Consider the following 11958-nt stretch of genomic DNA (forward strand, 5'->3'; position numbering starts at 1 on the left):
GCATAATATAAAAGTGCAGAAATCTTGTGTTAGAAAGAATTCTGCACTTTTTTTGCGTGATGAGAGATAATAAAAGTCGAAGAAAACTGTTATTCAATAAAAAAAGATGCTGAAATAGCATCTGAATGTGAAGAAATAATATTAACTTAGTTTTGTAACTGTTAATTCAACTGAATTTATACCATTGTCACAAGTTACAATACTTTGACGATTAAAGCCACTATTATTTCTAAGTTGAAGAGTTGAATTAGCTGGCACTGTAACAATCGTTTCGCCAACGAGTTGAAGACATTCGTTATTTGATGAAGTATTCATTTGAATAGCGAAGTCACCTTGACTATTAGCAAGTGGATTGTTATTTAAAAATATAGTTATGACTGGGATATGTGGAAATACAGGATTTAAAGTAGTATTAATACTGGAAATGAACGAAACTCTATAATCACCAGCTTGTCTAAATTGTATAGTAGTAGGGTTTAGTAAGGAAACGCCTCCTGCTAAAGGTCCAACGTGATTAAATGGAAAAGGGTTGCCAAAAGGAACAGTTATAAATTCAGTTTGCCAAAAAGTTCCGTATGCAGGACAGCTTCGTTTATGTGAATGGTCACATGAACATTTTTTATTTGAACTGGAAGAAGATTTGCATGAGCATTTTTTATACGAGTTTGAAGAATGATAGTATGAACCCAATATATTACCTCCTATTCTTAATAAATGTAAAACACATAATAGTTTATGAAAATGAATCACAATTGGCGTGTATGCTTGTACTATAGAAGGAGATAGATTTGGAATAGAAAGTGCTCAAATGATGAAATATAGTATTTGGTTATCATCTGTAACATTTTTTGAAGGTGATAAGGTTCATAATTTGATAGAAAAATGAATGGAATTTCTAAATAAATTGAAGTAACGAGGGAACGTTTATCACGCTATTTTCCGAGCAGTAAGACCCCACCTCAAAATTCAGTGAAAGCAAAGAAGTTAGTTGGGGGATGAACAAAACCCCCACTGAGTAAAGTTTCACTTTACTATATTAATTTCGTCTGACAAAACAGCAATATTATCTTTTGCTGTATGGATGTTATCGTTTGGTGAAGTTATGATATTTAATCGTATGTATATTAGATTATTTAGTGTATTTTTTTATTTTATTTGTGTAGCTGGGCAGGAAGAAGTCAGAAAATATAGAATAAATGTACATATGAAGCATCGTTTGTTTTTGGTGTGAATAGTAATTAAAGATACGCTAAAATATTTAAAATTGTAACGAAAGAGAGATTAAATAATAGAGGGAGCAACTTACATGGAAAATATATTAAAGGTATCTTCAAAATCAAGCCCAAATTCAGTCGCGGGTGCAATAGCGGGTGTACTAAGAACAAGTGGTAATGTGGAAATTCAAGCGATTGGGGCTGGAGCTATAAATCAAGCGATTAAAGCAATTGCGATTGCGAGAGGGTTCGTCGCTCCAAGTGGTATTGACTTAGCTTTTGTTCCGGCGTTTCAAGAGATTTCTATCAATAATGAAGAAAGAACAGCGATTAAATTAATTGTAGGCCCTAGAAAGAAAAGGTCTTAGTAGAAGAGAGTGTTACTATAAGGGGGAAAGACCAATAGACTTCCGATGTTAGATACGTTATTTTATGTAACCGATCCTTGGGTGTGGACATGGCATTATGCCGGACGCATGTCTGTTAAGTTCTCCTTAAACTTAGCGAGTGTTCTAGATACTTAAAAATAAACACCCTTAAAACTGCTCATTCTTTTCCCAAGATTCTAATAGACCACCTGTAATAGGTGGTCTATTTTTATTTATTTACAATTAATATACTTTGAAAGGAATTGTTAATTTTCATTTAGCATAGTCTCTAATTTATCTAATTCAATAAGTAGAGGGTCGTCAAAGCTTTTTACGAGACCGGTATCAGTATAGGCTCTCACTGCGCCTTTAATTCGACGAGATTCTAATCCGTCATTAGTATAATCGTTACTTTGCAGATAATTAGCTAAACGATTTAATCGTTTTAGTAAATCTTCATAGAATGGATCTTCTTTTTCTTTTTGTTTATTTTTTGTAATTTCAATTACTATCTTGATTTGACTTAATAGTACATTTGCATTTTTAGACATATATATTTTCCTCCCTCTCCCAATTAAGATTATAAGATAAATAGAAGAAAAGTAAATATATAAAATTTAGATTATATTAAGGGGCATTTATTTATAGAAGAAATATAAAAAAGTGCTAACAAGTTTGCAAACGAACTTGCTAACACCTATAAGAAATAGACATAAAGTATCGCCGATATGTCGTCTTTGAAAATAGCTTTAATCAGTTACATCATACTTATACGAAATGCTCATAAAAACAGTCTTAATATCAAGAATAAAAACAGCCATGAATTAATAATAAGTAGTGATATCGTAGAAAAACCTTATCAAATAAAGACGTATTTAATAAGACCTATGAAACGAAATGAAACTATATAATATGAAAGTATATTTTTAGAACACAAGTTCAACAAATGGAGGGGGAATGTTTATTTATCAAGGGGATCTAATACAGTTTAATTAAAAGGTTATTATTTGCTCACAAATAATATAAAAACATGTGAAAAAATATGAAATACCCTTTTGAAGTAGAATATAATATAACAAATAAAAAGCGTCGCAAATGCTTGTATAACAGGCATTTGCGACGCTTTTATAGTTTTTCTGAACATAAAATAAACAACCCTAAAACTGTTCATTCTTCTCCCAAGATTCTACGATATAATGAGCAATCGTCGGATTGAAGCCTTTACCAACTAAAAACATAATCGCAGCAACTTCTGTTAATGCGTGTTCGTGTGATGTATGTTTTGCTTCATTTAAACCGTAATCTACCCATGGTTTTACGAAATCTAGTACGGGTTTCTTGAAAGGTAAAAACTGTGTACCGACAACTTGTTGAATTTGTTGTTGTGTTGGTTCAGTAATTGGTCCAGGTGGTAAGATTTGTGGTTGTGTAATGTCTAATGTTGGTCCTGGCGGTAAAATTTGTGGCTGCGTTGGATCTATTGTTGGTGGTTTAGGTGGTGAGACACGTGCGTCGTAGTTTGGTTGATACATTTGTTGTTGGTATTGCGGTTGTTGTGGTTGAGTTGTGTATGGGTTTTGTGGTGCTGCATATGGATTTTGTTGATATGGTTGTTCTTGGTTTTGTGGTGCTGCATATGGATTTTGTTGATATGGTTGTTCTTGGTTTTGTGGTGCTGCATATGGATTTTGCTGATATGGTTGTTCTTGGTTTTGTGGTACCGCATATGGATTTTGAGGATATTCATAATTTGGACGTGTTTCATATGGATTTTGTTGAAATTCAGTTTCTTGATTTTGCGTTGTTGCATATGGGTTTTCGTCATATTGTTGTTCTTGCTGTTGTAACTCTTGTTCTTCGTATTGTTCTGTGTATCTTTGTTCTTGTTGTTGAGGGTAAAATGGTTGCCTTGGATAAGGCGGTTGATTATTATAGAACATATTTATTCCTCCTTCATGATGATGCTTACCACTCAGTGTATGGGCGGACAAGAAAATATGTGATGAAAAAATGCGGGCGTGTTACAATAAGTAACTGGGTGAAGATAAAATGACAAAACAAGAAAAGATTCAAAAAACAATTACTTTTGTAAAACATATTTTAGAAAAAGATGCGAGTGGGCATGATTGGTATCATATTGAACGCGTACATAAACTGGCGATTTCTTTATCCGAGCAAGAAGGGGGAAATCGTTTTATAATTGAAATGGCAGCATTACTTCACGATGTGGCAGATGAGAAGTTAAATGAAAGTGAAGAAGAAGGAATGAAAAAAGTTTCTGATTGGTTAGAAGAGTTACATGTGGAAGAAGAGGAAAGTAAACATGTTCTTCATATCATCGCCAATATGTCTTATAAAGGTGGTCATGGCGGTAAAGTGGATTCACTTGAAGGGAAGCTTGTTCAAGATGCGGATCGCTTAGACGCCCTTGGAGCAATTGGAATAGCTCGCACATTTGCGTATGGTGGAGCGAAAGGGAGATTAATGTATGATCCAACTATTACTCCGCGTGAAGTGATGACGAAAGATGAATATAGAAAAAATAACGATCCATCTTTAAATCATTTTTATGAAAAACTTTTGAAATTAAAAGACTTAATGAACACGAACGCAGCAAAACAAGAGGCGGAAGTTCGTCATCGTTATATGGAACAGTTTATTGAACAATTTATGAAAGAGTGGAATGCACAAATATGAAAATGTTAACTGTGGAAAACTTATCAAAATCATATGGAGAAAAACCGTTATTTGATGGATTATCATTTAGTATTGCAGAAGGACACCGTGCCGGAATTATCGGTGTAAACGGAACTGGTAAATCGACGTTATTAAAAATTATTGCAGGGGCAGAAATTCCTGATACAGGTGATATGACTCATTCTCGTGGGTATACAATTAGTTATTTATCACAGCAACCAGAGTTTGATGAACAACTAACAGTGCTAGAGCAAGTCTTCCATGGTGATACTCCTTTAATTCGTCTTCTTCGTGAGTATGAAAAGGCGCTATTACATATCGAAAAAGATCCAAGTAATGAAAAAGTACAGGAACAATTATTTGCAGTGCAGCAACGTATGGATGCAATGAGTGCATGGGAAGCAAATGCAAATGCGAAATCTCTTTTAACGAAATTAGGAATTACGGACTTCACTGCAACTGTTGGAAATTTATCTGGTGGACAGAAAAAACGTATTGCGATGGCGCAATGTTTTATTGAAACACCGGATCTATTAATTTTAGATGAGCCTACGAACCATCTTGATCATGAGACAGTGGAATGGTTAGAGGAATATTTAGCTCGATATAATGGCGCAGTATTACTTGTAACCCATGATCGTTATTTCTTAGATCGTGTGACGAATCGTATTTTCGAATTAGATAATGGGAAACTGTATAGTTATGAAGGGAATTACAGTACGTTTTTAGAAGCGAAAGCACTTCGTGAAGAACAAGAAATTGCGCAAGAATCAAAACGTCAAAACTTATATCGCCGCGAACTAGCATGGATCCGCCGCGGTGCAAAAGCCCGTTCAACAAAGCAAAAGGCACGTATTCAACGATTTGATGAGCTAAAGGGCCAAGAAGGGCCAGCTGCAAAACAGTCAGTTGATATTGCACTTAGCGGTAGCCGTCTTGGGAAAAAAGTACTTGAGTTAAAAGATGTGACGAAAAAATTTGGTGATAAAACGGTATTAAACAACTTTAATCATATCGTGAAACCAGGCGATCGCATCGGAATTATTGGAGCGAATGGAAGCGGGAAATCTTCGCTATTAAATATGCTTGCAGGTAAGTTATCTCCTGATAGTGGTGAAATTGAAGTTGGGCAAACTGTAAAAGTTGCTTATTATACGCAAGAAAATGAAGAGATGAATTTAAATCAGCGTATGATTGAATACATTAAAGAGATTGCAGAAGTTATTCATACAACAGATGGAAAAGTAATTGGTGCATCTCAAATGTTAGAACGTTTCTTATTCCCGACTCATTCACATGGTACACCGCTTGGTAAACTATCTGGTGGTGAAAGAAGACGTTTATATTTATTACGTATTTTAATGGGAGAACCAAACGTACTTTTACTTGATGAACCTACGAATGATCTAGATACACAAACATTAACAGTACTAGAAGATTATTTAGAAGATTTCCCAGGTGTCGTTTTAACTGTATCGCATGACCGTTACTTCTTAGATAAAGTAGTAGATGAACTGTTCATCTTTACTGGCGGAGGCGAAGTGCGTGAGTTCCTAGGTAGTTATACAGATTATTTAGAAATGGAAAAAACGAGAGAACTTATGGAGAAAGCGGAAGTTCAAAAAGAGAAAAAAGTAGTAGAAGAAGCTCCAAAACAACAACGTAAACGTAAACTTTCATACAATGAGCAGCGTGAATGGGAAACGATTGAAGATACAATTGCCGAACTTGAAGAAAAAATTGAGTCAATTGGAGAAGAACTTGCGAAAGTTGGATCTGACTTCACAAAGGCACAAGAATTATCTGAAGCACAGCAGAAAACAGAAGAAGAGCTAGAAAAAAAGATGGAAAGATGGAGTGAACTATCAGACATCGTTGAAGGATTAAAATAAAAACAAGCTGCATATATTGAAAAGTAAAGAGAAAAACTTTACACTATTGGTAGAACCTATTTTAGGAGGGAAAAAATGAGAACATCTAATCCAATGTTGAAAAAAGAGGCATTCCGTAAAGAGGGAGCAAGCGCTTCTGCGATGACGATTGGCGGAACAGTAGGCAAAACGTTCATTATGCTTATCTTGCTACTTGCAACGTCTGTCTATTCATACATACAGATGATGCAGGGGACGATGAAGATGCCAGTATTAATTGGTGCTTTAATCGTTGCGGCAATCATCGCATTTGCGTCTATGTTCTTCCCGCGTATTTCACCTTTTGGTGCACCAATCTATGCGGCGGTAGAAGGGGTTGTGTTAGGAAGTATTTCAGCAGTTTATACAATGAAATTTGGCGATTCTATCGTTTTAAATGCTGTATTACTAACAATCTCAATTCTATTTGCAATGTTAGTGTTATATGCAACACGCGTAGTAAAAGTAACGGATAAATTCCGTACAGGCGTTATGGCAGCAACACTCGGAATTATGGTTATGTATTTAGTCGTATTCCTACTAAATATGTTTGGTGTAACTGTTCCATACATTCACCAAGGTGGTACAATCGGTATTATTATTAGTGCAGTTGTTATTGTAGTTGCTGCATTAAACTTATTACTAGATTTCGATTTAATCGAAAATGGTGTACGTAGTCAAGCTCCGAAATATATGGAGTGGTACACTGCAATGGGACTAATGCTTACATTAGTTTGGTTATACTTAGAAATTCTTCGTTTCGTTTCTTACTTTACGAAAAATGACTAATAAAAAAAACCTGCATGAAAAATGCAGGTTTTTTTTATTTTCAAAGATATATTGAACGTATGGTATAATATGGATGTTATCAACTTGAATTGAAGGAGATGGAATATGATGAAAGAGAAGAAGGGGATTATGAAAAAACTATTTTCTAAAAGTTTTTTCATAGAACTAGATGAAGCTTTAACGTATCCATCATCTGAAGTTATTACTTCAGCGATTGAAGGATATGCAACTGAATGCAATGAAAGACTAAAATTTGAGAGTAAAGTTAAACCGATTACTTTTTACTTAGAAAATGTAATGTACCGTGCTGAAATAAAGATGGCTCGCGGAGGATATTACATATCTTGTACTGAAGTGTAATAAATTTTGAAACCATACATGTTTGAACTATGTATGGTTTCTTTTTTTGTTTTGTAAGGTCTAAAATAATACTTTTTACTTACGGATATATCATTTTGTGCTTTTTACTATTCAAATACTTCTCCTTACAATGAAGAAAAATATGTGAGGTGGTATAACTTATGATGAATCGAGTTGTATTAATCGGTAGATTGACAAAGGAGCCAGAATTATACTACACAAAACAAGGCGTTGCTTATGCAAGAATATGTATTGCGGTGAATAGAGGATTTCGAAATAGTTTAGGTGAACAACAAGTCGATTTTATTAATTGTGTCGTTTGGCGAAAATCGGCTGAGAATGTAACTGAATATTGTAAGAAGGGATCACTTGTTGGGATTACAGGGCGTATTCAGACGAGTAATTACGATGATGAACAAGGCAAGAGAATATATAGAACTGAAGTTGTGATTGAGAGTATTACCTTTTTGGAGAGAAGGCGGGAGGGGGCATCGTAATAAAAGGTGATTTTAAGTAATAGCTACGGAAAAAATTGTGGAAAGTATTTTAATAAACTTAAAGAAGGAGTACCGCCAGCTTTTTTTTGGAAAACAAGTAAAGAGTATACAAAATTTTATTACGTTTTTCGGCTAATCCAGTAACAATCGAGAACCGTAAAACCCATGCCAGGATAGGAATGTATAAAAAGAAGAATCGAGTGATAGAAAATAAAAAAGGGGATCCTTTCTGAGAGTAAGGAATCCCCCTTTTTATTGTTTCTTGCAAGTGAATTATTTAAATTCTTGTCTATATAATTTAAACGAATAAATAGCTCCAACGAAGAATACAAAGGCTCCAAATAATATAAAGATTTGACGGAAATTCTCAATATCTTTACCAACTAAAGAAATAAATATGCAATTCATTAGAATTTGAGTAGTAAACATACAAGAAATAATTTTAAAATAAATAGGAGTTGTTCTTTCATCTGATTTACCAATTTTTTTGTAAATAATAATAAGTGTAATTACTGAACCCAAAAATAGAAGTGCTGTAAGTCCTACAACGATATTGAAATTTCCTGTACTTTCTAACATCCATTTATTTAATAAATCAATCATTATTATCTTCCTTTCCTACATAAGAGAATATTTCGTTCTTCTTTTTCACTATAATAAAAAAAGAAAAAGGAAAACATCGAACTTTCTTACAAATACTCGTGTATTCTTACAGTTTTGTCATTTTGCAAATGTATTCATCGCCTTGTCTTTCAATATTTTCTTTGGAAAACATAGTGAATTACGAGAAAGAGCGCTACAAGATCAACTTCCGAGAACGAAAAATATGTAAATAAGCTGTCTATATGGACAGCTTATTATATTTTTTTGCTTAGCGTGTGTTTTTTTTAATACTGGCGGTACCTCAAGAAATGGATAAAAAATAAAAAGCATCGGAAACGAAAGCTTTTAAAACCTCATTCCTAATTTGAAATGTAAAAAGAATGAAATAGTATGGTAATGGGAAGAAAGTAGTAAAATTAAGCATCCGAGTAGGAGTATAGAGTGATAACATGTTACAATACAGCTAAGAACACGCAATAAAGGAGAGTTTTTTACGTGAAGATTAAAGCAATTGAACCGACGCCAAGTCCAAATACAATGAAAGTTATTTTGAATGAAGTATTACCATCAGGAGCGCGTAATAATTATACAAATGAAAATAAAGAACAAGCACCAATGCAAGTGCAAGAAATTTTGAAAATTGAAGGCATTAAAGGTGTGTATCATGTAGCTGACTTTTTAGCAGTCGAGCGAAATGCAAAGTATGACTGGAAAGTATTATTACAACAAGTTCGTGCTGTTTTTGGCGAAGAAGTAGTGGAAGAAAGTGAAGAACAACAACTGTCTCATTTTGGAGAAGTGAAAGTGTTTGTTCAAATGTTCTTTACAATTCCAATGCAAGTAAAGTTAACAGATGGAACATCGGAAGAACGCGTTGGCTTACCAGATCGTTTCAAAGAATCAATTATGAAAGTACAAATGTCTGCACCAAACGTTGTAAAAGAGCGTAAATGGGTAGAACAAAGTACACGTTACGGTAATTTTGAAGAAATCGGGAAAGAAGTAGTAGAAGAGATTGTTGCTGCTTATTCAGAAGAACGTGTAAATGAAACGGTTAAAGAATTATTAAATCAAGCAGGTGCTGTTGAAGTAACGATTCAAAAGCGTGAGCCATATAAAGTAACAGAAGAGATGATGAAAGATTCTGACTGGAAAAACCGTTTTGCAGCATTAGAACAAATGGATCCTACTGAAGAAGATATTCCAGTGTTGAAGATGGCATTAGATGATGAAAAAGTTTCAATACGCCGTTTAGCAACAGCGTATTTAGGTATGGTAAAAGGTGATGAAGTATTACCGTTATTATATAAAGCGTTGTTAGATCGCTCTGTAAGTGTTCGTCGTACTGCAGGAGATTGTTTATCAGATGTAGGTGATCCGGCAGCGATGTTCGTTATGATTAAATCTCTGAAAGATCCAAGTAAATTAGTACGCTGGCGTGCAGCGATGTTCTTATTTGAACTTGGAGATGAAAGTGCGATTCCAGCATTAAAAGCAGCGCAAGATGATCCAGAGTTTGAAGTAGCGATGCAAGCACGTCTAGCATTAGAGCGTATTGAAGGCGGAGAAGAAGCAAAAGGTTCTGTATGGAAACAAATGACGGAGTCTCGTAAAGGGGAATAATGTATGATTGTTTTCTATGATAGTTGGTGTCCGATGTGTACGGCCGTTGCAGAACGTACGAAAAAATTAGATAAAAAGGGTAAGATGAAATTTGTTTCATTTCGAAATGAAGATGTAGTTGAGAAATATAAGCTTTCTCAAGAACTACAAAGTAAGATGGAACAAAGACTGTATATTTTTAAAAATAATAAGTGGTATGACGGCATTCAGAGCATAGATGTATTAGCAAAGGCCGTTCCATCTTATTGGTTTGCCGTTCCTTTTATAAAGCTATCCATCGTACTTGGTTTTGGAAGTAAAGTATACGATTATATCGCTAATAATAGAAAACTTGTTCCAGTGGGACATTGCCGCGGTGGGGTTTGTGAAATCCCTACAAAAAAATGAAATCATCGTTATCTTTCTTTTGCACCTATTAATAGAGCGTGATATGATGAATTTGGAATGAAAGTTGAAGGAGAGATTACAAGATGTCAAATGCTTATGAAGAATACATGCGCCAAATGGTAATCCCAATGCGCCAAGAGTTAGTGCGTTCTGGGTTTGAAGAGTTAACTACAGAAGAAGCTGTAACAGAATTTATGGAAAATACATCAGGTACAACTTTAGTAGTTGTAAACTCTGTTTGTGGTTGTGCAGCTGGTTTAGCACGTCCATCAGCAGGTCAAGCGGTTGTTCGTGCTGAAAAACAACCTGATCATCTTGTAACTGTATTCGCAGGTCAAGATAAAGATGCTACTGCAAAAATGCGTGAATACTTCGGAGAAATTCCTCCATCTTCACCATCTATGGCATTATTAAAAGGAAAAGAAGTTGTTCACTTCATTCACCGTCATGAAATTGAAGGTGCAACTATGGACGAAATTATTACGAACTTAGAGCAAGCTTTCGAAAAGAATTGCTAAAAGAAGGGGGAGAGTAAATCTCCCTCTTTTCTTTATATAGAGGTGAAAGAATGATAGTAACAACAGCAGGAAGAACGAACAAAGAAATGACAGATTATGCAAACAAGGTAGCAGCAGAATTAAATGCTTCTTTCGTTAAACGTAATGACATACCAGTACATAAGCTGCATGAACAGTATGAACAAGATGTACTTGTCGTAGGAAAGAACCGATTAGCTATTTATCCGAAAGGTACGGAAGAATCATTTTTCTTTCATCCGAACTCAGCGATGTTTCGTGTGAAAAGGTTAATGCGTGGAGAGCACGATCCGTTTGTACAAGCTGCTAAATTAGAGAGCGGAATGAGAGTGTTAGATTGTACGCTTGGTATGGCATCAGATAGTGTTGTAGCTAGTTATGTTGTTGGTGAAAGTGGAACAGTAACAGGACTTGAAGGCAATGAATATATGGCTTATATTATGGAAAATGGTTTGAAAACATGGTCTTCATCTGTTTCTGAAATCGATGAAGCAATGCAAAGAATCCAAGTAAAGCAAACGGAGCATTTTTCATTTTTAGCGCAATGTGAAGACAATAGTTATGATGTCGTTTACCTTGATCCGATGTTTGAAGAAACTGTCATAGAATCCGATGGAATTAAAGGATTAAAACACTTCGCTTTGTATCATGATATTACTGACGAAACAATTGCGGAGGCAAAACGAGTGGCGAGAAAACGTGTTGTTTTAAAAGATCATTTTCGTAGTTCTAGATTTGAAAAACACAATTTTCATGTATACAAAAGAAAAAGTGCTAAGTTTCATTTTGGTGTAATTGACCCTTGCTAATTGTTTGAAAAGATGTATAATAAGCAATAATTAATTAAATATACTGTCTGTGATGAAGAGAGTAGTCTTTTTTAGAAGGAAAGCGAGCTAGGGATGGTGTGAGCCTAGTACGGAAGAAAAAGATGAAGCGCACTTCGGAGATGCTTCTTGAACGAATAGTAGAGA

14 protein-coding genes, 1 pseudogene and 1 other annotated feature (1 of these 16 only partly in view) are annotated in these 11958 nt (G+C 34.8%); of the genes and pseudogenes, 11 read left to right on the forward strand and 4 right to left on the reverse strand.

Annotated elements, in window-relative coordinates; translation table 11 throughout:
* Nucleotides 1-141: 141 nt before the first annotated feature.
* On the reverse strand, nt 142-690 hold the full coding sequence (locus AC1Q51_RS01920) for a hypothetical protein (protein WP_000536156.1): 549 nt from the start codon (nt 688-690) through the stop codon (nt 142-144).
* 616 nt (nt 691-1306) lie between these two features.
* Between AC1Q51_RS01920 and AC1Q51_RS01925 the strand changes: the two genes are divergently transcribed.
* A complete protein-coding gene (locus AC1Q51_RS01925; protein WP_000427801.1) occupies nt 1307-1582 on the forward strand; it encodes a stage V sporulation protein S in 276 nt (91 codons plus the stop codon).
* A 266-nt stretch (nt 1583-1848) separates the two neighbouring features.
* On the opposite strand, the gene AC1Q51_RS01930 is transcribed toward AC1Q51_RS01925, so the two are convergent.
* A complete protein-coding gene (locus AC1Q51_RS01930; protein ID WP_023521790.1) occupies nt 1849-2133 on the reverse strand; it encodes a hypothetical protein in 285 nt (94 codons plus the stop codon).
* 606 nt (nt 2134-2739) lie between these two features.
* The gene (locus AC1Q51_RS01935) at nt 2740-3522 is read right to left on the reverse strand and encodes a hypothetical protein (protein ID WP_065228748.1); all 783 of its coding nucleotides are present in this window, start codon (nt 3520-3522) and stop codon (nt 2740-2742) included.
* Between the two features lie 109 nt (nt 3523-3631).
* Here AC1Q51_RS01935 and AC1Q51_RS01940 point away from each other — a divergent pair, with 109 nt between their 5' ends.
* The 5 genes from AC1Q51_RS01940 (at nt 3632) to AC1Q51_RS01960 (ending at nt 7835) form a co-directional block, all read left to right on the forward strand.
* Nucleotides 3632-4279 carry an HD domain-containing protein gene (locus tag AC1Q51_RS01940; RefSeq protein WP_097911861.1) on the forward strand — a complete coding sequence of 216 codons (648 nt, stop codon included), beginning with the start codon at nt 3632-3634 and terminating at the stop codon, nt 4277-4279.
* The gene (locus tag AC1Q51_RS01945) at nt 4276-6171 is read left to right on the forward strand and encodes an ABC-F family ATP-binding cassette domain-containing protein (protein ID WP_000783191.1); all 1896 of its coding nucleotides are present in this window, start codon (nt 4276-4278) and stop codon (nt 6169-6171) included. The genes AC1Q51_RS01940 and AC1Q51_RS01945 overlap by 4 nt, the downstream gene beginning before the upstream one ends.
* 75 nt (nt 6172-6246) lie before the next feature.
* The gene (locus AC1Q51_RS01950) at nt 6247-6978 is read left to right on the forward strand and encodes a Bax inhibitor-1/YccA family protein (protein ID WP_001260655.1); all 732 of its coding nucleotides are present in this window, start codon (nt 6247-6249) and stop codon (nt 6976-6978) included.
* A 105-nt stretch (nt 6979-7083) separates the two neighbouring features.
* Nucleotides 7084-7338 carry a DUF4318 domain-containing protein gene (locus AC1Q51_RS01955; protein WP_000975133.1) on the forward strand — a complete coding sequence of 85 codons (255 nt, stop codon included), beginning with the start codon at nt 7084-7086 and terminating at the stop codon, nt 7336-7338.
* Nucleotides 7339-7499: 161 nt separating this feature from the next.
* Nucleotides 7500-7835, forward strand: a complete 336-nt coding sequence (locus AC1Q51_RS01960; RefSeq protein WP_000982013.1) for a single-stranded DNA-binding protein — start codon at nt 7500-7502, stop codon at nt 7833-7835.
* 273 nt (nt 7836-8108) lie between these two features.
* Here the strand turns inward: AC1Q51_RS01960 and AC1Q51_RS01965 are convergent, their stop codons facing one another.
* Nucleotides 8109-8438, reverse strand: coding sequence for a 6-aminohexanoate hydrolase (locus AC1Q51_RS01965; RefSeq protein WP_492331331.1), 330 nt, complete (start codon nt 8436-8438; stop codon nt 8109-8111).
* 139 nt (nt 8439-8577) lie between these two features.
* Here AC1Q51_RS01965 and AC1Q51_RS01970 point away from each other — a divergent pair.
* From AC1Q51_RS01970 to AC1Q51_RS01990, 5 genes and pseudogenes are all read left to right on the forward strand, one after another.
* A pseudogene (locus AC1Q51_RS01970) lies at nt 8578-8652 on the forward strand (transposase); the annotation flags it as partial.
* 281 nt (nt 8653-8933) lie between these two features.
* On the forward strand, nt 8934-10061 hold the full coding sequence (locus tag AC1Q51_RS01975; RefSeq protein ID WP_069355503.1) for a conserved virulence factor C family protein: 1128 nt from the start codon (nt 8934-8936) through the stop codon (nt 10059-10061).
* 3 nt (nt 10062-10064) lie between these two features.
* Nucleotides 10065-10448: a thiol-disulfide oxidoreductase DCC family protein gene (locus tag AC1Q51_RS01980; RefSeq protein ID WP_000634891.1), complete on the forward strand. Its 384-nt coding sequence runs from the start codon at nt 10065-10067 to the stop codon at nt 10446-10448.
* Nucleotides 10449-10531: 83 nt separating this feature from the next.
* Nucleotides 10532-10966: a BrxA/BrxB family bacilliredoxin gene (locus tag AC1Q51_RS01985; RefSeq protein WP_000063706.1), complete on the forward strand. Its 435-nt coding sequence runs from the start codon at nt 10532-10534 to the stop codon at nt 10964-10966.
* A gap of 50 nt (nt 10967-11016) precedes the next feature.
* Nucleotides 11017-11793 carry a class I SAM-dependent methyltransferase gene (locus tag AC1Q51_RS01990; protein WP_000637461.1) on the forward strand — a complete coding sequence of 259 codons (777 nt, stop codon included), beginning with the start codon at nt 11017-11019 and terminating at the stop codon, nt 11791-11793.
* 40 nt (nt 11794-11833) lie between these two features.
* Nucleotides 11834-11958, forward strand: a binding site (T-box leader); it runs 91 nt beyond the window's last position.

It is taken from the genome of Bacillus sp. MT94 (assembly GCF_058792475.1).